The organism is Falsiroseomonas algicola, from assembly GCF_011040385.1.
GTDB classification, from domain to species: Bacteria; Pseudomonadota; Alphaproteobacteria; order Acetobacterales; family Acetobacteraceae; genus Falsiroseomonas; species Falsiroseomonas algicola.
In genome coordinates, this window is sequence record NZ_JAAIKB010000001.1 from 236,620 (window position 1) to 259,697 (window position 23,078).

The 23,078-nt window shown below is 71.0% G+C and carries 24 protein-coding genes; 15 read left to right on the forward strand and 9 right to left on the reverse strand.

The genetic code is table 11. The annotated features are described in order from the left end of the window. Positions 1-17: 17 nt before the first annotated feature. From G3576_RS01115 to G3576_RS01130, 4 genes are read left to right on the forward strand one after another with little or no spacing between them, the layout of a single operon-like run. Positions 18-1,004: a tripartite tricarboxylate transporter substrate binding protein gene (locus G3576_RS01115; RefSeq protein WP_164692479.1), complete on the forward strand. Its 987-nt coding sequence runs from the start codon at positions 18-20 to the stop codon at positions 1,002-1,004. Between the two features lie 28 nt (positions 1,005-1,032). Continuing rightward, a complete protein-coding gene (locus G3576_RS01120; RefSeq protein ID WP_164692480.1) occupies positions 1,033-1,497 on the forward strand; it encodes a tripartite tricarboxylate transporter TctB family protein in 465 nt (154 codons plus the stop codon). Continuing rightward, positions 1,497-2,990 carry a tripartite tricarboxylate transporter permease gene (locus tag G3576_RS01125; RefSeq protein WP_164692481.1) on the forward strand — a complete coding sequence of 498 codons (1,494 nt, stop codon included), beginning with the start codon at positions 1,497-1,499 and terminating at the stop codon, positions 2,988-2,990. Before G3576_RS01120 ends, G3576_RS01125 begins: the two co-directional genes overlap by 1 nt. A gap of 41 nt (positions 2,991-3,031) precedes the next feature. After that, positions 3,032-3,475: a MaoC/PaaZ C-terminal domain-containing protein gene (locus tag G3576_RS01130; RefSeq protein WP_164692482.1), complete on the forward strand. Its 444-nt coding sequence runs from the start codon at positions 3,032-3,034 to the stop codon at positions 3,473-3,475. A gap of 118 nt (positions 3,476-3,593) precedes the next feature. On the opposite strand, the gene fusA is transcribed toward G3576_RS01130, so the two are convergent. Then, on the reverse strand, positions 3,594-5,675 hold the full coding sequence (gene fusA / locus G3576_RS01135; protein ID WP_164692483.1) for an elongation factor G: 2,082 nt from the start codon (positions 5,673-5,675) through the stop codon (positions 3,594-3,596). A gap of 231 nt (positions 5,676-5,906) precedes the next feature. On the opposite strand from fusA, the gene G3576_RS01140 reads away from it, so the two are divergent. From G3576_RS01140 to G3576_RS01150, 3 genes are read left to right on the forward strand one after another with little or no spacing between them, the layout of a single operon-like run. Further along, positions 5,907-7,217: a DUF1800 domain-containing protein gene (locus G3576_RS01140; protein ID WP_164692484.1), complete on the forward strand. Its 1,311-nt coding sequence runs from the start codon at positions 5,907-5,909 to the stop codon at positions 7,215-7,217. Then, positions 7,214-8,416, forward strand: a complete 1,203-nt coding sequence (locus tag G3576_RS01145; RefSeq protein ID WP_164692485.1) for a DUF1501 domain-containing protein — start codon at positions 7,214-7,216, stop codon at positions 8,414-8,416. Before G3576_RS01140 ends, G3576_RS01145 begins: the two co-directional genes overlap by 4 nt. A gap of 55 nt (positions 8,417-8,471) precedes the next feature. After that, on the forward strand, positions 8,472-8,804 hold the full coding sequence (locus tag G3576_RS01150; RefSeq protein WP_164692486.1) for a hypothetical protein: 333 nt from the start codon (positions 8,472-8,474) through the stop codon (positions 8,802-8,804). 5 nt (positions 8,805-8,809) lie between these two features. Here G3576_RS01150 and G3576_RS01155 read toward each other — a convergent pair whose 3' ends face one another. After that, on the reverse strand, positions 8,810-9,820 hold the full coding sequence (locus G3576_RS01155; RefSeq protein ID WP_207622597.1) for a hypothetical protein: 1,011 nt from the start codon (positions 9,818-9,820) through the stop codon (positions 8,810-8,812). Positions 9,821-9,941: 121 nt separating this feature from the next. Between G3576_RS01155 and queA the strand changes: the two genes are divergently transcribed. Then, entirely contained in the window at positions 9,942-11,024 is a 1,083-nt protein-coding gene (gene queA / locus G3576_RS01160) for a tRNA preQ1(34) S-adenosylmethionine ribosyltransferase-isomerase QueA (protein ID WP_164692487.1), read from the forward strand. A 14-nt stretch (positions 11,025-11,038) separates the two neighbouring features. Then, positions 11,039-12,208, forward strand: coding sequence for a tRNA guanosine(34) transglycosylase Tgt (gene tgt / locus G3576_RS01165; protein ID WP_164693270.1), 1,170 nt, complete (start codon positions 11,039-11,041; stop codon positions 12,206-12,208). Positions 12,209-12,382: 174 nt separating this feature from the next. On the opposite strand, the gene G3576_RS01170 is transcribed toward tgt, so the two are convergent. After that, positions 12,383-12,763 carry a hypothetical protein gene (locus G3576_RS01170; RefSeq protein WP_164692488.1) on the reverse strand — a complete coding sequence of 127 codons (381 nt, stop codon included), beginning with the start codon at positions 12,761-12,763 and terminating at the stop codon, positions 12,383-12,385. Positions 12,764-12,867: 104 nt separating this feature from the next. Between G3576_RS01170 and queF the strand changes: the two genes are divergently transcribed. From queF to G3576_RS01200, 6 genes are read left to right on the forward strand one after another with little or no spacing between them, the layout of a single operon-like run. Beyond that, positions 12,868-13,302, forward strand: coding sequence for a preQ(1) synthase (gene queF, locus G3576_RS01175; protein WP_164692489.1), 435 nt, complete (start codon positions 12,868-12,870; stop codon positions 13,300-13,302). Further along, positions 13,289-14,326 (forward strand): tRNA epoxyqueuosine(34) reductase QueG, encoded by a 1,038-nt coding sequence (queG, locus tag G3576_RS01180; protein ID WP_328728230.1) that lies wholly within the window; start codon positions 13,289-13,291, stop codon positions 14,324-14,326. Before queF ends, queG begins: the two co-directional genes overlap by 14 nt. After that, positions 14,326-15,018, forward strand: a complete 693-nt coding sequence (gene queC / locus G3576_RS01185; RefSeq protein WP_164692491.1) for a 7-cyano-7-deazaguanine synthase QueC — start codon at positions 14,326-14,328, stop codon at positions 15,016-15,018. The genes queG and queC overlap by 1 nt, the downstream gene beginning before the upstream one ends. After that, on the forward strand, positions 15,015-15,560 hold the full coding sequence (locus G3576_RS01190; RefSeq protein ID WP_207622598.1) for a VUT family protein: 546 nt from the start codon (positions 15,015-15,017) through the stop codon (positions 15,558-15,560). Before queC ends, G3576_RS01190 begins: the two co-directional genes overlap by 4 nt. Then, the gene (locus G3576_RS01195) at positions 15,557-16,213 is read left to right on the forward strand and encodes a type 1 glutamine amidotransferase (RefSeq protein WP_164692493.1); all 657 of its coding nucleotides are present in this window, start codon (positions 15,557-15,559) and stop codon (positions 16,211-16,213) included. The genes G3576_RS01190 and G3576_RS01195 overlap by 4 nt, the downstream gene beginning before the upstream one ends. Continuing rightward, on the forward strand, positions 16,210-16,728 hold the full coding sequence (locus G3576_RS01200) for a GNAT family N-acetyltransferase (protein ID WP_164692494.1): 519 nt from the start codon (positions 16,210-16,212) through the stop codon (positions 16,726-16,728). The genes G3576_RS01195 and G3576_RS01200 overlap by 4 nt, the downstream gene beginning before the upstream one ends. Before the next feature lie 112 nt (positions 16,729-16,840). Here the strand turns inward: G3576_RS01200 and G3576_RS01205 are convergent, their stop codons facing one another. From G3576_RS01205 to G3576_RS01230, 6 genes are read right to left on the reverse strand one after another with little or no spacing between them, the layout of a single operon-like run. Then, a complete protein-coding gene (locus tag G3576_RS01205; RefSeq protein ID WP_164692495.1) occupies positions 16,841-17,512 on the reverse strand; it encodes an RraA family protein in 672 nt (223 codons plus the stop codon). Between the two features lie 4 nt (positions 17,513-17,516). Next, a complete protein-coding gene (locus G3576_RS01210; RefSeq protein WP_164692496.1) occupies positions 17,517-18,482 on the reverse strand; it encodes a Bug family tripartite tricarboxylate transporter substrate binding protein in 966 nt (321 codons plus the stop codon). A gap of 27 nt (positions 18,483-18,509) precedes the next feature. Next, positions 18,510-19,466 (reverse strand): substrate-binding domain-containing protein, encoded by a 957-nt coding sequence (locus G3576_RS01215; protein ID WP_164692497.1) that lies wholly within the window; start codon positions 19,464-19,466, stop codon positions 18,510-18,512. After that, positions 19,463-21,610, reverse strand: coding sequence for a molybdopterin cofactor-binding domain-containing protein (locus G3576_RS01220; RefSeq protein WP_164692498.1), 2,148 nt, complete (start codon positions 21,608-21,610; stop codon positions 19,463-19,465). The genes G3576_RS01215 and G3576_RS01220 overlap by 4 nt, the downstream gene beginning before the upstream one ends. Beyond that, on the reverse strand, positions 21,607-22,074 hold the full coding sequence (locus G3576_RS01225; protein ID WP_164692499.1) for a (2Fe-2S)-binding protein: 468 nt from the start codon (positions 22,072-22,074) through the stop codon (positions 21,607-21,609). The genes G3576_RS01220 and G3576_RS01225 overlap by 4 nt, the downstream gene beginning before the upstream one ends. Continuing rightward, positions 22,071-23,036 carry a Bug family tripartite tricarboxylate transporter substrate binding protein gene (locus G3576_RS01230; protein WP_164692500.1) on the reverse strand — a complete coding sequence of 322 codons (966 nt, stop codon included), beginning with the start codon at positions 23,034-23,036 and terminating at the stop codon, positions 22,071-22,073. Before G3576_RS01230 ends, G3576_RS01225 begins: the two co-directional genes overlap by 4 nt. Positions 23,037-23,078: the final 42 nt, after the last annotated feature.

Below are 23,078 nucleotides of genomic sequence, written 5' to 3' on the forward strand. Positions count from 1 at the left end.
CGAGGGAGGAAGCCAGGATGATCCGCGTCAACCGCCGTGCCCTGCTGGGCGCCACCGCCATCGGCGCCGCAGGGCTTGCCGCCCCCGCCCTGGCGCAGCCGCGCTGGCCGAACCGGCCGATCCAGATGATCGTTCCCTGGGGCGCCGGCGGCGGCACGGATGCGACGGCGCGCATCGTAGGATCGCTGCTGGAACGCGACCTGGGCCAGCCCGTCAACGTGGTGAACCGCACCGGCGGATCGGGCGTGGTCGGCCACAGCGCCATCGCTACGGCGGCCGCCGATGGCTACACGATCGGGATGATCACGGTCGAGATCGCCATGATGCACTGGCAGGGCCTGACCGAGCTGAAGCCGACGAGCTACACGCCGCTCGCGCTGCTGAACGAGGATCCGCCGGGCGTGCAGGTGGCGCAGAATTCGCCCCATGCGGACATCAAGGCGCTGGCCGACGCCATCAAGGCCGCGCCCGCCGGGCGCTTCCGCGCCAGCGGCACGGGCCAGGGCGGCATCTGGCACCTGGCGCTGGTGGGCTGGCTGCAGGCGATGGGGCTGCGCGCCGACCATGTCCGCTGGGTGCCCTCCAACGGCGCGGCGCCGGCGATGCAGGAGCTCGCGGCGGGCGGCGTCGACATCGTCACCTGCTCCGTGCCGGAGGCGCGGGCGATGATCGATGCGGGTCGCGCCAAGTCGCTGGCCATCATGGCGCCCCAGCGGAACCCGATGTTCGCGCAGGTGCCGACGCTGAACGAGACGCTCGGCATCAACTACTCGACCGGCGCCTGGCGCGGCATCGCGGGGCCGCGGAACATGCCGCAGGACGTGCAGCGGCGGCTGATCGACAGCCTGAAGAAGGCCTATGACAGCAACGAGTACAAGGAGTTCATGTCGAGCCGCGGCTTCGGCGTGGTGTGGGGCGACCAGGCGCATTTCACCAGCTTCATGGCGGAAGCCGACAAGGCGATGGGCGACGCCATGCGTGCCGCCGGGCTGGCGCGCGGCTGAGGCCGAGGGGCCGGGAGGGGCGGCAGCCATGCGACTGAACGACGCCCTTCTCGGCGCCATCCTGCTGGGCTTCGCGGGCTGGGTGTGGTGGCTGACCACCTTCTTCCCCGCCTTCCCGGGGCAGGATTACGGGCCGAACCTGTTCCCGCGCATCCTGGCGGTCGGCATCGCCGTCTGCGCTGCCTTGCTGGTGCTGCGCGGCCTGCGGGCGCGCGGCGGGCTGCTGGTGCTGGAAGGCTGGGCGCGGCAGCCCGCGCGGCTGCTGTCCTTCCTGGCCATCCCGGGGGCGGCGCTGTTCTACATCCTGGCCAGCGACCCGCTGGGCTTCATCCCGACCGCCTTCCTGCTGCTGCTGGCGCTGTCCCTGTGGTTCCGGGCCAGGCCGGTGGTGGCGCTTCCGGTGGCGGCGGGGATGACGCTGCTGGTGCACTGGTTCTTCGCCGGCATGATGCGCGTGCCCCTGCCCCGTGGCCTGATGGACCCCTTCCTCTGATGGACCCGCTCATCCAGGCGCTCGGCCTCGTCTTCGATCCCTATGTGCTGGCGGTCATCGCGGGGTCCGCGGTGTTCGGCATGTTCGTGGGCGCCATGCCCGGGCTGACCGCCACCATGGCGACGGCGCTGCTGGTGCCCGTCACCTTCTTCATGTCGCCGGTGCCGGCGCTGGGCGCCATCGTCACCGCGACGGCGATGGCGATCTTCGCGGGCGACATCCCGGCGGCCATGCTGCGCATGCCGGGCACGCCGGCTTCCGCTGCCTATACCGACGAATCCTACGCGATGACGCAGAAGGGGCAGCTCAACCTCAATCTCGGGGTGAACCTGGTCTTCTCCGTCGCGGGCGGGCTGGTCGGCGTCGCGGTGCTGATCGCCTGCGCGCCGATCCTGGCGGAAGTCGCCATCAACTTCTCCTCCTACGAGTATTTCTGGCTCGCCTGCCTCGGCCTGACCTGCGCGGTCTTCATGACCAATGCGGACCCGGTGAAGGGCTTTCTCTCGCTGTTCATCGGGCTGCTGCTGGCGACGGTCGGCATCGATCCCGCGGCGGGCTTTCCGCGCTTCACCTTCGGCGATGTGGACCTGATGTCCGGCATCAACTTCGTGCCCACGCTGATCGGCATGTTCGCGGTGAGCGAGCTGATGCGCGGTGCCGTGACCGTCGATGCGGCGGGGCGGATGGTGGCGCAGGAGGTGGGGAACATCTTCCGCGGCGTCGGCGCCGTGTTCCGGCGCTATTGGTTCAACTTCCTCCGCGGCAGCGTGCTCGGCACCGCGATCGGCGCGCTGCCGGGCGCGGGCGCCGATATCGCGGCCTGGATCAGCTACGCCGTGTCCAAGCGCTTCTCGAAGGAGCCGGAGAAGTTCGGCACCGGCCATGTCGAGGGCATCGTGGACAGCACCTCGGCCAACAACTCCGCGCTCGGCGGCGCCTGGATTCCCGCGCTGGTCTTCGGCATCCCGGGCGACAGCATCACGGCCATCGTCATCGGCGTGCTCTACATGAAGGGGATGAACCCGGGGCCGACCGTGTTCCAGGAGAATCCCCAGCTCATCTACGCGGTCTTCACCATCTTCGTGCTGGCCAACCTCATCATGCTCCCGCTGGGCTGGGCGGCCATCAAGTCCGCACGGCAGATCCTGCGCGTGCCGAAGAACCTGCTGCTGCCGGTGATCCTGCTGTTCTGCCTGGTCGGCAGCTTCGCCATGACCAACAGCCTCTATGGCGTGACGCTGATGCTGGTGATGGGCCTGCTGGGCTGGTTCCTGGAGGAGCACGGCATCCCGGTGGCGCCGCTCATCCTCGGCCTGGTGCTGGGCGAGATGCTGGAACAGACCTTCGTGCAGTCCATGATCAAGGCCGATGGCGCGGCAATCGAGTTCTTCACGCGGCCCATCGCGGGGGTGCTGGGGGTCGCGACCATCCTGATCTGGGTGGTGATGGTGGGCCGCGCAGTGCGGCGGGGCATGGCGCCGCGGGCGGCGTGACGGCTTGGCGGGGCCGCGCCGCCCCGCCTACCCTGCCCCGCATGGAACCGCTCAATTCCCTCGACGATCTCACGCCCGGCCAGGTCTTCGACCTCGGCCGATTCACCCTGCCGCGGCAGGAGGTGCTGGACTTCGCCCGGCGCTACGACCCGCAATACTTCCACCTGGATGAGGAGGCGGCGAAGGACTCGATCTTCGGGGGCCTGGTGGCGTCGGGCCTGCACACGCTCTCCACCGCCGTCGGGCACCTGGTCCGCAGCGGTCTGATCGGCCGGATCAACCTGGCGGGTGGCGGCATGGAGCTGTCCTGGCCCGCGCCGCTGCCGCCGGACACGGAGGTCGCCTTCACGCTGGAGGTGGTGGAGGTGCGGCCTTCCCGCAGCAAGCCGGAGATGGGCATCGCGAAGCTGCACTACCGCGTGGCGCGGGTGGATAGCGGCGTGGTGGTGCTGGACGCCGTCGCCACGCATTTCATGAAGCGATAGGGCCGGAAACACGGACGGCGCCGGGGTTGCCCCCGGCCCCCCGCCGGAGGCGGGATGAAACGCAAAGCGGCGCCGGGGTTTCCCCCGGCGCCGCTGGCGTCAGCCGATCCCGATGGGATCAGGCGGACTTCTTCATGATCTCGTCGGCGACGTTGCGCGGCACCGGATCATAGTGGTGGAACTGCATCGAGAAGCTCGCGCGGCCCTTGGTCATTCCGCGGAGGTTCGAGATGTAGCCGAACATCTCCTTCAGCGGCACATGGGCGCGCACGATGACGGAGGTGCTGGCCATGTCCTGCGACTGGATCACGCCACGGCGGCGGTTCAGGTCGCCGACGACGTCGCCGACATGGTCCTGCGGCGTGGTGACTTCCACGTCCATGATCGGCTCGAGGATGACCGGGCTGGCCTTCTTCATGCCCTCGCGGAAGCAGGCCTTGGCGGCGATTTCGAACGCCAGGGCGCTCGAGTCGACGTCGTGGTACTTGCCGTCCACCAGGCTGTACTTGAAGTCCACCGTCGGGAAGCCCGCGAGCACGCCGGTATCGGCCTGCACCTTGATGCCCTTCTCGACCGCCGGGATGTATTCCTTCGGGACCGAGCCGCCGACGACGGCGTTGACGAACTCGATGCCCTCGTTCCGCTCCTTCGGCTCGAAGACGATCTTCACCTCGGCGTACTGGCCCGAGCCACCCGACTGCTTCTTGTGGGTGTAGACCTCGGTGTGCGCCTTGGTGATCGTCTCGCGGTAGGCCACCTGCGGGGCGCCGATGTTGCACTCCACGTTGTATTCGCGGCGGAGGCGGTCGACGATGATCTCCAGGTGCAGCTCGCCCATCCCGGACAGGATGGTCTGGCCGCTTTCCTGGTCGGTCTTCACGCGCAGCGAGGGATCCTCGCCGGCCAGCTTCTGCAGGCCGAGCGACATCTTCTCCACCGCGTCCTTCGTCTTCGGCTCGACGGAGATGTCGATGACGGGGATCGGGAAGGCCATGCGCTCCAGCACCACCGGGTCGGCGGCGTCGGCCAGCGTGTCACCCGTGCCGGTGTCCTTCAGCCCCACGAAGGCGGCGATGTCGCCGGCGGAGACTTCCTTGATTTCCTCGCGCTTGTCGGCGTGCATCTGGAACATGCGGCCGATGCGCTCGCGCTGACCCTTCGTGGTGTTCATCACCATGTCGCCCTGCTTGAGGACGCCGCGGTAGACGCGCACGAAGGTCAGGTTGCCGTACTTGTCGTTGATGATCTTGAAGGCCAGGCCCGCGAAGGGCGCGTTCTCGTCGGCCGGGATCACGCGGCGGTCGGCGGTCTCGTCCTCGCCCTCCTCCGGCGCCACCTTGATGCCGGGGATGTCGACCGGGCTCGGCAGATAGTCGAGCACGGCGTCGAGCAGGGGCTGCACGCCCTTGTTCTTGAAGGCGGTGCCGCAGAGCACGGGGCGGAACTCGCCGCTGATCGTGCCCTTCTTGATGCACTTCTTCAGCGTCTCGACGGAGACGTCGCCCTTGTCGAAGTATTCCTCCATCGCCGCCTCATCGACGCCGACGACGGCGTCCAGCAGCTTCTGGCGGTATTCGGCGGCCTTGTCGGCCAGGTCGGCCGGGATCGGCGCGTCCTCGTACTTCGCGCCGAGCTCGTCGCCCTTCCAGATGATGGCCTTCATCTCGACCAGGTCGACGACGCCGACGAAGCTGTCCTCGATGCCGATCGGCAGCTGTAGCGTCACCCAGTTGATGCCGAGCTTCTCGGTCAGGGTGGCGGCGGCGCGGTAGAAGTCGGCGCCGGTGCGGTCGAGCTTGTTGATGAAGATGATGCGCGGGACGTTGTAGCGGTCCGCCAGGCGCCAGTTGGTCTCGGACTGCGGCTGCACGCCGGCCACGCCCTCGATGATGAAGACGGCGCCGTCCAGCACGCGCAGCGACCGGTTCACCTCGATGTTGAAGTCGATGTGGCCGGGGGTGTCGATGACGTTGATCCGGTGGTCCTTCCACACGGCGGTCACGGCGGCGGAGGTGATGGTGATCCCCCGCTCGCGCTCCTGCTCCATGTAGTCGGTCGTGGTGTTGCCGTCGTGCACCTCACCGATCCGGTGGGACTTGCCGGTGTAGTAGAGGATCCGCTCGGTCGTGGTGGTCTTGCCGGCATCGATATGCGCGGTGATGCCGATGTTGCGGATCTTGTCGAGCGGTGTGCGCGCCACGATGGGCCTCCATACGCGAAAGCGGGCCCGACAGCGGGGAAATCCCCGTGCCGCCCGCGCAATGGTTCCGAATCTAGCCTTGTGCGGAGGGGGAGATGCCCTCTCCTGGCCGGATTTGCAAGCACTCCCGCTGGGACGCCGGCGCGGGGCTGCCCTGCCGCGGCGGTGGTGTCACGATCCGTCACGGTTTCGCCGCTGCCGGATGGGGGCCCGCGTGGTAATGGTGGCGTCATGAGCGTCCGAGGACACATCGCCGCCATCCGCTTCGGCTATGGCCTCCGCCTGGGGGAGGCGCCGCCCGCCAATCCGGAGGCGTGGCTGATCGAGCAGCTGGACCGTCCAGCTGCGCCGCCGGAGGGGCTGAGCCTGGCGGAGGGCATCCGCCTCCGCATGGAGGACCAGGCCGCGCGCCGGGCGGGGCAGGAGACGCCGCGCGCCGCCAATGGCCGCTCGGCCCTGAACGACGCGGTGCGCAACGAAGGCATCGCCCATGCCCATCGGCGCCTGACGACCGCGCAGGGCTTCCGGGAACGGCTGGTCGATTTCTGGATGAACCACTTCACGGTCAGCCGCCGCGTCGGGGTGATCCAGCCCATCATCGGCGCCTTCGAACGCGACGCGATCCGCCCGCATGTCACGGGCCGCTTCGCCGACATGGTCGTGGCGGTCGCACGCCACCCGGCCATGCTCGTCTACCTCGACAATGCGGGATCGATCGGCCCGAACAGCCCGACCGGCCAGCGGCGCCGGCGCGGCCTGAATGAGAATCTGGCGCGGGAGGTGCTCGAACTCCACACCCTGTCGCCCGCCGGTGGCTACACACAGGAGGACGTGCAGGCCTTCGCCCGCCTGCTCACGGGCTGGTCGGTGGAGTTCACCAACCCGCCCGTCGGCTTCGTCTACCGTACCGCCGCGCATGAACCCGGTGCCAAGGTCATCCTTGGCCGCCGCTTCGGTGACGGGGAGGCGGAGGGCGAGGCGGCGCTGCGCTTCCTGGCGGAACACCCCGCCACCTGGCGGCACCTGGCCGTGAAGCTGGCGCGGCATTTCGTGGCGGATGACCCGCCGCCGGCGGCGGTGCGGGCGCTGGAGGCGGTGCTGCGGGAGACGAAGGGCGACCTTGGCGCCACCGCCCGCGCCCTGGTGCGACTGCCCCAGGCCTGGGACCCGCCCCTGGCCAAGTTCCGCGCCCCCGCGGACTACGTCATCGCCGCCGCGCGCGCGATCGCGCTGCCGGAAGACCGCGCCGACGTCATCGTCAGCGGCATGGCGGCGCTGGCACAGCCGCTCTGGACGGCCCCACAGCCCAATGGGTGGCCTGACACGATGGCGGAGTGGGCATCGCCGGAGGGCCTGATGCGCCGGGTGGACTGGGCCTACAACCTGGCTGGGCGGGCGCCGCGGGCGGATGCGAGGGCGGTGGCGGAGACGGCGCTCGGTCCGCTCGGGAAGGGCGAGACCGCGACCGCCATGGCGCGTGCCGGGTCGGTGCGCGATGCCTTGACCCTGTTGTTCGGCAGCCCGGAGTTCATGCAGCGATGAGCGGCGCCGCGCCCCACGCCTCCTTCCGCCCCAGCCGCCGCGGGCTGCTGCTCGGCCTTGGCGCCACCTTCGCGCTGGGGCACGCGCGCGTCGCCTTCGCGCAGGCGGCGGGCGACCGGCGGCTGGTCGTCGTGATCCTGCGCGGCGCGCTGGACGGGCTCTATGCCGTGCAGCCCTATGGCGATCCGGGCGCGGAGGAGTTGCGCGGCGCCCTGATGCTGCCCGAACCGGGGCGGGAGGGCGGGCTGCTCGACCTCGGCGGGCGGTTCGGCCTGCATCCCGGCTTCGCCACCCTGCATGGGCTGTACCGCGCCAATGAGGCGCTGGTGCTGCACGCCGTCGCCGGCCCCTATCGCAGCCGCAGCCATTTCGAGGCGCAGGACATGCTGGAGGCTGGCGGCGGCCAGCGCCTGACCAGCGGCTGGCTGAACCGGGCGTTGCAGGCCGTTCCGGCGGCGGGACAGGCGCGGGCGGGCATCGCCATCGGCGGTGGCGTGCCGCTGCTGCTGCGCGGCCCCGTGCCGGTCGGCGCCTATGCGCCCCCGGGCCTGGACCGCCCCTCCGAGGACCTGATGCTGCGGCTTGCGGAACTGCAAGGCGCCGATCCCCGGCTGGCTGCGCCCTTCGCGGAGGGGATGCGCGCCCGCGGTTTCGCCATGCAGACGCTGGGCGCGCCATCCAACGAGCCGGACCGAGGGAGCTTCCCGCGCCTGGCGGCAGCGGCGGGGCGGCTGCTGGCGGAACGCGGCGGCCCGCGCGTCGCGGCGCTGGAGCTTGGCGGCTGGGACACCCATGCGGGCCAGGCCGGCCGCATCATGGGGCCGCTGCGCGCGCTGGATGAAGGGCTCGGCCAACTCAAGGCCTCGCTTGGCGATCACTGGGCGCGGACGGCCGTGCTCGTCGTGACCGAGTTCGGCCGCACGGCGCGGGTCAACGGCAATTCCGGCACGGACCACGGCACGGGCGGCGTGGCCTTCCTGCTGGGCGGCGCCGTGGCGGGCGGCCGTGTGATCGCGGATTGGCCAGGGCTGGCGCCGGGCCAGCTGTTCGAGAACCGGGACCTGCAGCCGACGCGCGACCTGCGCACCATCGCCAAGGGGCTGCTGCGGGACCATCTGCGCCTGCCGGAGGCCGCGGTGGCGCAGGCCTTCCCGGACAGCCGCGAGGCACCGCCCATGGCGGGGCTCATCCGGGCCTGAGCGCAACCGTCCCCTTCCGGCCGCGTTCCGGCGCGGCAGCAGAAGGGGATGCACGGTGCCGGAACGCTTCGCCGTCTATCGCTACGAGATCGAGCGGCCCGGGGAGGCGGACGAGCCGCGCTACTCCCTCGCCCCCATGAAGGGCATCGGCTACGCCGGCAATGACGAGCCCTCAGACGCCCACCCCCGCGGCAACGAGCCTGCGGAGGCGACGCAGTCCCATCCCGCCGGGCATGTCGAGGCGCCGGACGGCACCACCATCGCGAGCTTCGAGCCGCCGACGCTGGAGATCCCGGGCCGGGGGCGCGTGGACCTCTCCGCCGTCATCGGCGTCACGGAGGGTGACGCCTCCGAACTCGGCCGGCTGGTGCGCTGGCTCCCGGGCTGAGGCAGTCAGCAGCCCGCGCGGGCGGGGCGGTCGTCTGACCCGATCAGGGAGAAGCGCCAGGGATCGGCGGCAGCGGGATCGACCTCGATCCGGACGGCGCGGATGTCCTGCTCCCCGGGCACCATGATGCGGGTCAGGTTGGGCGCGCCGGCGATGGGGCGGTCCTGCAGCCAGAAATGGCTGTCGCCGTTGATCAGCAGCACCGGCTTGCCGAAGGCGGCCGCTTCCCGCCCGATCGCCGCCCGGATGTCGCCGTAGCCGCTGTCATAGCCGCGGCCGCAGCGCTGGACGTAGAAAAGGTCCGCCTGGGTGCCGATGACCACGGCGCGGGATCCGGCGCGATTGGCCTCGGCGAAGGCGGCGGAGAGCCAGGCGAGGTTGGCGGCGTTGCGGGCCTGGTATTCCTCCCTGGCGCCGGCGGGCGGCAGGATGGCCGGCGCCTCCCCGGGCTCGGTCGGGCGGTTGTTGTTGGAGCCCGGTACATGCAGCGTCACGAAGGTGACGGCACCGTGCTGCCAGCGGGCATTTTCCACGTAAAGGCGGTGGGCCGGGTCCGTATCCGCCTGCCGGACCAGGGCCATGCGCTGCCGGCCGAGGCTGCGGCTATCCGCGAAGAAGCGGGCGCGGATCAGGGCCAGGCGTTCCAGCGGGTCGAAGCGGCCGGCGCGGTCCTGCCAGCAATCCGTCCATTCATTGTCGCCGGGCGTGTAGATCAGCGGATGCGTGGCCAGGCCGAAGAAGGAGAAGGCGCGCAGCACCGTGTCATCCGTGCAGACCTCGCTGCCGCCCTTGGTGTCCCCGACATAGAGGGTGAAGGCCGGGCGGGTGGCGTTGATCTGGCCGACCAGGCGCGCGACGCGCCCATGCTCCGCCGCGCAATCCTGCGGCGCGGTGGGCAGGCAATAGGGCATGTCGCCGAAGGCGGTGAAGCTGAAGGGCGCCTCGGCGGGCGTCTGTGCCGCGGCGGGCGGCGAGAACCCGGCCAGGAGAAGCAGCGAAAGGGCAAGGCGGCGCATCGGGGACTCCGCGACGAAGGGACGGCGCGCCCTTCTACCGCAGGCTGCGGCGGCCTTGCATGACGCATCCATGGCGGTCCGCGCTGGACAAGGGCCGGGGGGCGGGCCACATGCCGCGGCCATGCCGGAAGCCCCGCCGACCCCCGAACCGCTCCGGACCGGGGATTTCGACTATGACCTGCCCGAGCGCCTGATCGCCCAGGCCCCTGCCCGGCCGCGTGACTCCGCGCGTCTGCTGGTGGTGGGCGACGGGCGGCTGGAGGATCGGGGGGTGCTGGACCTCCCCTCCCTGCTCGATCCCGGCGACGTGCTGGTGGTGAACGACACCCGCGTGATTCCCGCGCGGCTGCACGGGCGGCGTGGCGAAGCGCGGGTCGAGATCATGCTCAACAGGGCGGAAGGCGGCGGGCTGTGGCACGCGCTGGTCCGCAACGCCCGGCGGCTGCGCCCCGGCGACACCGTGACGATCGAGGGGGCGGAGGGCTGCGAAGCGCGCGTGGTGGAGCGCGATGGCGGCTCTGCCCTGCTCGATTTCGGGCTCGACCAGGCGGCGCTCGCGGCCGCGCTGGAGAAAGCGGGAGAGGTGCCCCTGCCCCCCTACATCCATCGCGACGGCAAGCCGGGTGCGGAGGATGTGACGGACTACCAGACCATCTTCGCCGAACGTCCCGGCGCGGTCGCCGCCCCCACCGCCAGCCTGCACTTCACGCCGCGGCTGCTGGAGGCGCTGGAGGCACGTGGCATCCGCCGCGCGACCGTCACGCTGCATGTCGGCGCCGGCACCTTCCTGCCGGTGCGGGAGGACGACCCCCGTGCCCATCATATCCACCAGGAATGGTGCGACGTCTCCGCGGAAGCGGCCGCCACCATCAACGCCGCGCGCGCCGAAGGGCGGCGCGTGGTGGCGGTGGGCACCACCGCATTGCGCACGACGGAGAGCGCGGCGCGGGAGGATGGGACGGTGGCGCCCTTCCGGGGGCTCACGGGGCTCTACATCCTGCCGGGCTACCGCTTCCGCGCCATCGACGCGCTGCTGACGAACTTCCACCTGCCGAAGTCCACGCTGCTGATGCTGGTCTCCGCCTTCGCCGGCACGCGGCGGATGCGGCAGGCCTATGCGCACGCCGTGGCGCAGGATTACCGCTTCTTCTCCTACGGGGACGGCAGCCTGCTGTTCCGCTGCGACCAGGACATCCCCGCGTGACCCTGCATTGGAAGATGGCCGCGACGGACGGCGCCGCCCGCGCCGGCACCCTCATGACCGCGCATGGAGAGGTGCCGACGCCGGTCTTCATGCCCGTCGGCACCGCCGGCACCGTCAAGGCGATGACGGCCGACGCGGTGCGCAGCACCGGCGCGCGGATGGTACTGGGCAACACCTACCACCTCATGCTCCGCCCGGGCGCGGAGCGCGTCGCGCGCCTCGGCGGGTTGCATAGGATGATGGACTGGCACGGCCCCATCCTGACCGACAGCGGTGGCTACCAGGTGATGTCGCTGGCGGGGCTCCGGAAGCTCGATGCCGATGGCGTCACCTTCCAGTCCCACGTCGATGGCTCCAAGCACCGGATCACGCCGGAACGCAGCGTCGAGATCCAGCACCTGCTGGGCGCCGACGTCACCATGTGCTTCGACGAATGCACCCCCTACCCCGCCACCCATGACCAGGCGGCCGAAAGCATGCGCCTGTCCATGCGCTGGGCCGCGCGGTCCCGCGCCGCCTTCAAGCCGCGGGACGGCCATGGCCTGTTCGGCATCGTCCAGGGCAGCACCTTCGAGGACCTGCGCACCGAAAGCATCCAGGCCCTGACCGCCATCGGCTTCGAAGGCTATGCCATCGGCGGCCTGGCCGTTGGCGAGGGGCAGGCGGAGATGCTGCGCGTGCTGGACTTCACCACGCCGCAACTGCCGAAGGACGCGCCGCGCTATCTCATGGGCGTCGGCACGCCCTCCGACCTCATCGAATCCATCCGCCGCGGCGTGGACATGTTCGACTGCGTGATCCCGACCCGATCCGGCCGGACCGGGCGCGCCTATACCAGCCGCGGCGTGCTCAACATGCGCAACGCGAAGCACGCGGAAGACACGGGGCCGATCGACCCCGACTGCGACTGCCCCGCCTGCCGCAACCACTCCCGCGCCTATATCCACCACCTCATCAAGGCGGAGGAGATGCTGGGGCCGATGCTGCTGACCTGGCACAACATCCGCTACTACCAGACCCTGACGGCGCGGCTGCGAGCGGCGATCCTGGCGGGGCGGTTCGAGGAGGAGGCGCGGGCGATCGAGGCGGGGTGGAGTGGCGCCGGTGAGCCCGGGGAAGAGGCTCCGCCCCTTCCCCGTACCCCTTCCCCGCGAGGGGCCAGCGGGCCCCTCGACCCCATGTGACTGGACGGTGATGGGAGGGGCGTTGAGCGCCCGCGTGTTCGACGCGCGCTCCGCGCCCCTCCCATCACCGTCCAAAACCTCGCGGTCCAGGAGGCCGTTGCCTCCTGGCGCGGGCGGGGTCCGGGGAGGGGCGCGCAGCCCCTCCCCGGCGCTACCCACCAGCGTCCAGCCCGCTCACGGCCGCCACCCCTGCATCTCCCGGAACACCTCCGCCAGCGCCGGCGGCGGTGCGTTGATCGGCCAGAGGACCGTGGTGCGGTCCTGGGAGAGGGAGCAGGTCATGTTGCTGAACTCCCCGCGTCTCATCGTCGCGAAGCCGGCCCGGGCCAGCGCCTCGTTCCAGCGGGCATAGGCGGCCTGGTCCTGGCCGAGGGGCGTGATGGTCTGGTTGGCCGTCGCGGTGGCGCGGTTGAGGCGGATGATGGTGCCGTCCGGCATGATTCGGGTGCCGCCCCCGCCGCCGGTGACGCCGCCGCCGCACCAGGCCGTGATGGGGGATTGGGCAAGCGCCGGGGTTGCCGCCAGCAGGCCCAGCACGGCCAGTATCACGCGCATCCTCGCCCCATCCTTCCCGCGCTGCTATAGGCGCCGCCGATCAGCGTAGCGGATAGCGGGCGGTGGCTGGACCTTCGATTTCGACGGATACGAGCGGGCTCACGATGCTGGGCCAGATGACCGCGCAGCCGGCGACGCCGGAGGCGGCAGTGCTGGAACGCGTGCCGAACCCGCATCCGGGCCAGCGCTATTGCGTGCGGTTCACGGCGCCGGAATTCACCTCCCTCTGCCCCATGACCGGCCAGCCGGATTTCGCGCATCTCGTCATCGACTATGTCCCGCGGGACTGGCTGGTGGAGAGCAAGTCCCTGAAGCTCTATTTGACCGCCTTCCGCAACCACGGCGCCTTCCACGAGGCCTGCACGGTCGGCATCGCGCGGCGCCTGGTGGAGGAGCTGGACCCGGAGTGGCTGCGGATCGGCGGCTACTGGTATCCGCGGGGCGGCATCCCGATCGACGTGTTCTACGCGACGGGGGAGCCGCCGGCTGGCGTCTGGGTGCCGGCGCAGGACGTGCCGGGGTATCGTGGGCGGGGCTGACGCCCGCCACGCGATACGGGAACGGGCCATGGCGCTCGGCTTCGACGCCGTGGGCTTCGCGCGGGCAGAGCTGGCGCCGGAGGCGCGAAAGCGGCTGGGCGCCTTCCTGGCCGCGGGGCATCACGGGTCCATGGGCTGGATGGAGGCGCGCGCGGACCAGCGGGCGCATCCGAAGGCCTTGTGGCCGGAGGCGGTGAGCGTGATCTCGCTCGGCCTGAATTACGGGCCGGACCGGGACCCGATGGAGAGCCTGGCCTGGCGCGACCGCGGCACGATCAGCGTCTATGCCCGCAACCGCGACTACCACGACCTGGTGAAGGGGCGGCTGAAGCAGCTCGGCGGGTGGATCGCGGGGCGGTTCAAGGGAAGCGAGCTGAAGGTCTTCGTGGACACGGCGCCGGTGATGGAGAAGCCGCTGGCGCAGCAGGCGGGGCTGGGCTGGCAGGGCAAGCACACCAACCTGGTGTCGCGGCAGTTCGGGTCGTGGCTCTTCCTGGGCGAGGTCTTCACCACGCTCGACCTGGCGCCGGCCGAGCCCGAGCGCGACCATTGCGGCCGTTGCGACGCCTGCCTCCGCGCCTGCCCGACGGAAGCCTTCCCGGCGCCCTACCGGCTGGATGCACGGCGCTGCATCTCCTACCTGACCATCGAGCATCACGGGCCGATCCCGCACGAGCTTCGGCCGAAGATGGGCAACCGCATCTATGGCTGCGACGACTGCCTGGCGGTCTGCCCCTGGAACAAGTTTGCCCGAGTGCATGAAGAGCCCGCGCTTGCGCCGCGCGCGGCGCTGACCGCACCGAAGCTGGCGGAACTGGCGGCGCTGGATGATGCCGCGTTCCGCGCGCTGTTCAGCGCCAGCCCCATCAAGCGCATCGGGCGCGACCGCTTCGTCCGCAACGTGCTGGTCGCCATCGGCAACAGTGGCGATCCGGCGCTGCGCGACACGGCGCGACGCCTCTGCAATGATGCGGATGAGACCGTCGCGGAATGCGCGCGATGGGCGTGCGAAAGGTTGGCGTGATGGGTGACGGGAAAGCCTTGGTGCTGTTCTCCGGCGGGCAGGACAGCGCGACCTGCCTGGCCTGGGCGCTGGACCGCTTCGACAGCGTGGAGACGTTGGGGTTCGACTACGGCCAGCGCCATGTGGTGGAACTGGAGACGCGCGCGGCCTTCCGCGACCATGTCGCCGCGCATCCGGTATGGGGATCGCGCCTTGGCGCCGACCATGTGCTGACAATCGATGCGTTGGGTTCCATCAGCGAGACGTCGCTGACCCGCGACGTCGCGATCGAGATGGAGACGGGCGGGCTGCCCAACACCTTCGTGCCCGGCCGCAACCTCATCTTCCTGACCTTCGCCGCGGCGCTCGCCTTCCGGCGCGGCGTGAAGCACATCGTCACGGGCGTCTGCGAGACGGACTATTCCGGCTATCCCGATTGCCGGGACGACACGATCAAGGCGCTGCAGGTGGCACTCAACCTCGGCATGGAGAAGCGCTTCGTGCTGCACACGCCGCTGATGTGGCGGGACAAGGCGGCGACCTGGCAGCTGGCGCGGGACCTCGGCGGGGATGGGCTGGTGGAGGCGATCCGCACCATCACCCATTCCTGCTACCTCGGCGACCGCACGCCGCATGAATGGGGCGCGGGCTGCGGGCACTGCCCGGCCTGCGAATTGCGTGAGAAGGGATGGCGGAAGTGGGTGGCGGCATGACGCCGAGGATGGAGGGTTTCCTGTTCCTCGCGGGATTCGGGCTCTGCATCCCCGCGGCGAACTGGCTGATCGGGAACGCGGGGACGGTCTGCGTGCCGAACGGGCCCTGCCTGGTGCCGGTGGCGCCGGGGGTGATGGCGCCGTCAGGCGTGCTGATGATCGGCCTCGCGCTGGTGCTGCGGGATTTGGTGCAGCGGCGGCTCGGACTGGGCTGGGCCTTCGGGGCGGTGATCGCGGGGGCGGCGCTGTCGGCGCTGCTGGCGCCGCCGGCGCTGGTTGTCGCCTCGGCGTTGGCCTTCCTGCTGTCGGAGCTTGCGGACCTCGCGGTCTATACGCCGCTGCAGAAGCGCGGCCTGGTGCTGGCGGTGGCCGCGAGCGGCGCGGTGGGGCTGGTGGTGGACAGCGCGGTGTTCCTCTGGCTGGCCTTCGGCAGCCTCGACTTCATGGCGGGCCAGGTGCTGGGCAAGGCCTGGATGGTGCTGGCGGCGCTGCCGATCCTGCACTGGCTGCGCGGCCGCGACGCGGCGCGGGGGATCGCATGAGGATCCTCGTCGTCCGCAACAGCGAGACGGCGCCGGAGGGCGCCTTCGGCGACTGGCTCCGAGCGCAGGGGCATGAGCTGGAGGTCGTCGCGGGCAGCGAGGTGACCGACGCGCAGATGCAGGAGGCGGCCCTGGTGGTGATGCTGGGATCGCCGCGCGGGGTCTATGAAGGCGCGGCGCATCCCTGGATCGACGCGCAGCGCGCGATGGTGGCGAAGCGCCTGGCGGCGCGGCGCCCGACCATCGGCATCTGCTTCGGCGCGCAGATGATCGCGGCGGCCGCGGGCGGCAGCGTGGGGCGCCACCCCGAGGGCGTCTTCCATCGCGGCTGGATCGGGAATGAGGAGACTTCCGAACCCTTCCTCGCCGGGCCCTGGCCCCGCTGGCATGGCGACGTCATCACGCCTCCGCCCGAGGCCACGGTGCTGGCAAGCGATGCCGGCACGGTGCAGTGCTTCACCCTGCCCGGCGCCATCGCCGTGCAGTTCCACCCGGAGGCCACGCCGGCGCTGATGGACAATTGGGCCAGCCTCTCGCCCCCCGGCGTGGTGGATCGGGACGCCATGCGCGCGCAGGGCGAGCGGCTGTTCGAGGAACGGCGCACGGCGCGGGAGGCGCTTTTCGCCGAATTGCTGCGGCGGGCCCTGGCATGATCCCGGTCCTGGAAACGCCCCGGCTGAAGCTGCGCCCGCATCGCGTCGAGGATTTCGAGGCGCTGGCCACCCTCTGGGCCGATCCCGCCGTCACGCGCTTCATCGGCAAGCCCGCGACGCGGGAGGAGAGCTGGGCGCGGCTGCTGCGCTATGGCGGGCTGTGGCCGCTGCTGGGCTTCGGCTACTGGGCGGTGGAGCAGCGCGGGAGCGGCGCCTATCTCGGCGATGTCGGCTTCGCCGATTTCCATCGCCCGATGGACCCCGCGCCCCCTGCCCTTCCGGAGATCGGCTGGGTGCTGTCGCCGGCCGCGCAGGGGCACGGGCTGGCGACGGAGGCCGCGACGGCGGCGCTGGAGTGGCTGCGCGGCCCCTGCTTCTGCATCATCGATCCCGCCCATCTGGGATCGCTGCGGGTGGCGGCCAAGCTCGGCTTCGAAAGCCGGGGCCTGGCGCGGTACCGGGATAGCGTGACGACGTTGCTGGTGCGGGAGCATACCGGCGGACCGGTCGTTTGACCGGTCCGAGCGCCCGAATGGGCGCCGCCGCTTATGGGTCACGCCGCAGGCGTGCCTCCGGCACGACGCGTCTGAGGGGCCCTGAAGCGGTCACGCGAAAGGGCCGTTGGTATCAACCCGCGCCGGGGGTCTGCAGCGCGTAGTAGCCGTGGCGGCGCCGCGCCTCCGCCAGGTCCAGCCCCGCGCGGATGTCCTGGAGGATCAGCTCCTCCTTCGCCTCGATCGATTCCGCGACGCCCAGCACATCGAGCGCGCGCGTCAGCGGCACGCAGACGACGCAGCTGTCATCGGCGCAGATGACGTCGCCGGGATCGACGCGGACATGGCCGAGCACGACGGGCACGTTGGTGGCATCCAGCGCCACGCGGTCCTTGCCCGTGCGCGAATGGCTGGCGCGGGACCAGATGGGATAGCCGTAGTCACGGCTTTCGGTGACGTCGCGGTTCACGCCATCGATCACCGTGCCGGCCACGCCGCGGGCCTTGGCGAACTCCGTCAGGATGTTGCCCCAGACCGTGCAGTCCAGCCGCCCGCGATTGTCGATGACGACGACGTCGCCCTTTCCGGCGAGATGCAGGAAATCCCCCACCGTGCCGCCCGCCGGGCCGACCGGCAGGTAGCGCAGCGTGACCGCCTGCCCGCAGATGCGCGCGCCCTGCAGCATCGGCTTCAGCCCATCCACCTGGCCCGCGATGCCGAGCTTGTCGCAGGCATCGGAGACGGAGGAGGAAGGCAGCTTCGCGAAGCGGGCGAGCACATCGGCAGGCAGGCGGTCGAAGGACATGGGGTCAATCCGGCTGGATGTTGTTGGCGCGCACGATCGCGCCCCAGGTTTCCACCTGCTGGGCGAAGAAGGTCCGCAATTCCTCGGGCGAGGAGAGCACCAGGCGGGCCTGCTGCGTTTCCGTCATCACGCGGCGGGCGCGCTCCTCGGTCAGCGCTTCGCGCAGCGCGGCGTTCATGGCAGCGATGGCGGCGGGCGGCGTGCCCTTCGGGCCCCAGACGCCCCACCAGGCCTCGGCCTCCAGCCCCGCATAGCCGGCCTCCCCGCAGGTCGGCGTATCCGGCAGGCCCGAGAGGCGGGAGGGGCCGAACTGCATCAGCGGGCGCAGCGAGCCACCGGTGATATGCGGCAGCATCAGCGCGGCGCTGCCGATCATCATGTCCACATGGCCGGCGACCGCATCGTTCACCGCGAGACCGCCGCTGCGATAGGGCACGTGCTGGAAGCTCGTCCCTTCCTTGTCGCCCAGCCGGATCATCGTCAGGTGGCCGATGGTGCCGTTGCCGGTGGAGCCGTAGGACACGCTGTCCCGTCGCGCCTTCGCCGCCGCCACAGCCTCCGCCATCGTGCGGAAGGGCTTGTCCGGCTTGCAGGCGACGGCATAGGGCGATCCGCCGATCAGCATGACGGGGTCGAGATCCGTCAGCACGTTGAGCGGCGGGTTGCGCAGCAGCGCCGGGATGGTGGCGTGGCTGTCGAAGGTGAGCATCCAGGTCAGGCCATCGGGCCGCGCCTTGGCGACGATGTCGGCACCGATGGAGCCCGCGGCGCCGGAGCGGTTCTCCACCACCACGGTGACGCCGAGCTTCGCGCCGACCCCGGGCGCCACCAGCCGCGCCACCGCATCGGTGGAGCCGCCCGGCCCGAAAGGCACGACAATGCGGACGACGTTGGTCTGCGCGGCGGCAAGGCGCGGCGCGGCGAGCAGCGTGGCAGCGCCCAGCAGGGCGCGCCGGTTGATCCGGACCATGGTTATCCTCCCGTTGGGACGCCGGCGCTACACGCCGTGCGTCGTCTCGTGGAAGAGTGCCTCCGGCTCGACGTCCTGGGAAGTGAGGCCATCGGCGGCCGAGAAGCGGCACATGGCGGCGACCTCCGCGCGGTTGCGCTGGAAGCCGTAGGGCCAGGGATCGCCGCCCATGAATTCGGTCTGCCTCGCGACCTCGGCCGCGATCCAGGGGATGGAGACACGCAGCACGTTCACCATCGCGGCCTCCGCCAGCGCATGGGCCTTGGCGGCGGAGAAGGCGTTGAACAGCGCCATGGGCAGGCCAGGGTTCGCCGCCGCCACATCACGCCGGATGGCGATGCAATGCATGATCGGGAAGAAGCCCGTGGCCTTGAAATAGGCTTCCTCATGGCTGCGGAAATCGGGGAAGAGGCGCGCGACGGGCGCCGTGCCGTTCACGAAGCAGGCCGGCGGGCGCGGCGCGATGACGGCGTCGATCTCGCCTGCGGCGAGCATGGCGTCGAGCGTCTGGCCCTCCGCGATGCTTTCCTTGCGGATGTGCGGCGGCAACACGATGGGCGTGCGTTCGCCCGCCACCTTCCATGTGATGCCCGACAGATCCGTGCCGTAGTAGTCGCGCAGCACGCCGCGCACCCAGACGGCCGCGGTCTGCTGGTATTCCGGCAGGCCGATCACGCGCCCCGCCAGATCCTTCGGCCCCGCGATGCCGCGATCCGTGCGGATGTAGATGGCGGAGTGGCGAAACGCGCGGGAGGGGAAGACGGGCACGCCGATGTAGCGGCTGTCACCGCGCGCGACGGAAAGGATGTGGCTGCCCATCGACATCTCCGTGATGTCGTAGCGGGCTTCCCGCATGGCGATGCGGAACAGGTCCTCGGGCTCACCGGGCGTGAAGGCGATGTCGAAGCCCTCGACCTTGATCCGCCCCTCCACCACGGCCCGCGTGCGATCGGTAAGGGTGCAGGCGAGCGAGAGCTGGGTCATGCTTCATCCATGGCGCGGGCGATGTTGTCGGGCGTGAAGGGCCAGCGCGTGACGCGCACGTCGAGTGCATCGGCGATGGCATTCGCGATGGCGGCGATGACGGGGCCGAGGCTGCATTCGCCGGCGCCGAGCGGCGGCGCCTCCGGCCGCGCAATCAATTCGGCCTGCACGCGCGGCACGTCGCTGAAGCGGAGGATGGGGTAGCTTTCCCAGCTGTCGGAGGTGACGTTGCGCGCATCGTGGCGCACGGCCTCCAGCAGGCAGAGCGAGGTCGCCTGGATGGCGCCGCCCTCGATCTGGTTCAGCGAGCCGTCGGGGTTCACGACCTCCCCCACATCGGCGGCCAGCCAGAGGCGGCGGCAGCGGATGCGCTCGCCGGCCTCGATCTCCGCGACGGCCGCGCACCAGGCGCCGCTGCCCTTGTAGCGGGAGACGGCGAGGCCCATGCCGACCCCTTCCCGCTTCTGGCGGTTCGGCCAATCGGCCATCTGCGCAGCGCGCGCCAGCACGTCGCGCGACCGGGCGTCGTCGAGGTGGCGGAGGCGATGTGCGAGCGGGTCCTCGCCGGCCTGCGCGGCGAGTTCATCCATCACGCTCTCGATCGCCCAGACATTCACCAGCGCGCCGAGGCCGCGCAGCGCGGAGGCGCGGATCGGCATGGCGGTGATTCGCGCCATGTCCACGCGCAGCGCCGGCACGCGATAGGGCGGCACCGCGTTGCGCTGCGCGCCGCCACCGCCGGCCAGCGGCGGGTTGATGGCGGGCGGGACGGGAAAGCCATCCTCCATCATGGAGGCCGCGAGCAGGGTCGGCAGCGCGCCCCGGCCCGGCCGGCCGGAATGGCCGTTGGACAGCACCTGCTGCGACCAGCGGAGCAGCGTGCCGGCCTCATCGGCCTCCGCCGCCACATCGACGATCATGGCGGGGGAGGCAGGGCCCCAGGCCAGTTCCTCGGCACGCGACCACAGCACGCGGATCGGCGTGCCGGGATGGGCGCGGGCGATGAGCGCGGCGTCCAGCGCCACGTCGTCGGCGCCGTTATGGCCGTAGCAGCCGGCACCTTCGACGTGATGGAGGATGATGTTGTCGGCGGGGATGCGCAGCGCCTTCGTCAGATCGGCGCGGAGATTGTAGATGCCCTGGCTGTGGCACCAGATTTCGACCGTGTCGTTGTGCCACTGTGCGATGGCGCAGCAGGTGCCGATGGAGCCGTGCGTGATGAAGGGGCGGAAGAAGCGGCGACGGATGGTGCGCGTTGGCGCGGGCGTCTCGGCGCTGCGCTCCAGCACTGTGGAATCCTCGCGCGGCGCGGACTCCATCCAGGCTTCCAGCGCGTGCTCCTCCGGCAGCGTGTCCTCTGCGTTCCAGGTCGCACGGGCGGCGAGGCGCGCGGCGGCGGCCTCCGCGTGGTGTTCCTGCGGGGCCAAGGCGGCCAGGACGCTGCCGCTGCGGAAGATGGTGGCACCGCCGGGCAAGGGGCCGTCCTTCAGCGCGGCCAGCGTCGCGCCGCGCGCGGCGGGGCGCACCATGCGGGCATGCAGCATCCCGGGCAGGCGCATATCGTGCACGAAGCGCGGCTGGCCGAAGAGCTTGGGGGGCAGGTCGAGCCGAGCCGCGGAGGTGCCGGCGATGCGCCGGGCGTTGGCGGGCTTGGCGCGGTCGCCCGGCGTGGCCTCCACCGCCAGCAGCGCGGCATCGGCCATGGACCAGTAGGAACCGAGCAAGCGCCCATCAGGGGCGACGAAATCGCCGTCCCGCACGGCGATGTCGTCACGCGAAACGCCGGTCCTCTGCGCCACGACACCGACGACAATCGCGCGCGCCTCGGCGCAGGCATGGCGGATGGCCATGCCGGATTCCTGCACGGAGAGGCTGCCGCTGGTCACCGCCTCATCCGGGCTCGTCGGCGTCGAGGCCGGGCGCATGACGATGCGCGGCAGGGCGACGTCCAGTTCCTCCGCCGCGATCTGGGCGAGCGCGGTGACGATCCCCTGGCCCAACTCCACCTTGCCCGGCGTGATCGTGACCGTGCCTTCGGGCTGGATGGACAGCCACTGATCCAGCCGGCGGTTGACATGCAGGCTGCCCGGCAGCTTCGGCTTGTCGTCGCCGCCCTGCACGGCGTTGCGGAAGGCGAGGTTCATGCCATCTGGCCTTGAGCGGCCGCACGCAGCACGGCGCGGATGATGCGGTTGTGGCTGCCGCAGCGGCAGAGATGCGGATCGAGCGCCGCGCGGACGTCATCCTCTGTGGGATCGGGATTGTCGCGCAGCAGGACGGAAGCGCGCAGCAGGACGCCGGAGAGGCAGAATCCGCATTGCCCCGCCTGCAATTCGAGAAACGCGGCCTGCAAGGGATGCGGCGCCGCCGGCGTTCCGAGGCCCTCCACCGTCGTCACGCGGCGTCCCGTCACCGCGCCGACATGCAGCGTGCAGCCATAGGCGGGCTCGCCATCGACCAGCACCAGGCAGGCGCCGCATTGTTCCTGCCCGCAGCCGAAGCGGGTGCCGGACAGGCCGAGCGGGCCACGCAGCGCGGCCAGCAGCGGCGCCTCCTCCTCGATCGGCACGGTGACGGCCGCGCCGTTCAGGGTGAAGGTGATGCTCACGACGGGGTCATGCGGGCCATGCGGATGTATTCCGCCTGGCGGGTGATGTCGCGACGCAGGAAGGCGTCGAACTCCGCGATGGACATGGGCATCGGCGCGGCGCCGGCGCGGGCCTGCGCTTCCTGCGTGGCCGGCAGGGCGAGGATGCGATTCACCTCCGCATGCAGCCTGTCCTTGACGGGCTGCGGCGTGGCGATCGGCGCCATCAGGCCGAGCCAGATGCTGGCCTCATAGCCCGGCAGCGCCTCCGCCACCGCGGGCACGTCCGGCATCAGCGGGCTGCGCGTCGGGCCCGTGGTGGCCAGCGCGCGGACACGGCCGGCGGCGACCTGCTCGCGCATGGTCGGGATGGCGTCGAACATGATGGGCACCTGGCCGCCGATCAGCGCCGTGCGCGCCTCGTTGGATCCGCGGAATGGCACGTGCTGCGCCTGCACGCCGGCCATGGCCAGGAAGACCTCACCGGCGACGTGATAGGGCGTGCCGGGGCCGGAGGAGGCGTAGTCGTAGCGCCCGGGATTGGCGCGGAGCAGCGCGATCAGTTCCGGCACCGTGTTGGCGGGGATGGAGGGATGCACGGCCAGCACGTGATAGGCGACGTTGATCGCCGCGACCGGCGCCAGGTCCCGCATCAGCTGGTAGGGGCGCTGGGGCAGCAGCGTCTCGTTCGCCGTATGGGTGTTCGACATCAGCAGCAGCGTGTAGCCATCCGCCGCCGACTTCACGACGACATCGGTGCCGATCACCGCGCCGGCACCGGGCCGGTTCTCGATCACGAAGGGCTGGCCCAGCGCCTGCTGCAACTGTTCGCCCAGGAAGCGCGCCGCGACATCGGCGGAGCCGCCCAGGCCGAAGGGCACGACGATCCTCACGGGCCTGTTCGGCCAGGCGCCCTGCGCCGATGCGATGGACGGCGCGGCCAGCATGCCCGCCGCGCCCAGTATCAGCCTGCGTGAGATCATCGGACCCTCCCGGTGCAACCGTTTGCGGCTACATTGGCCAGG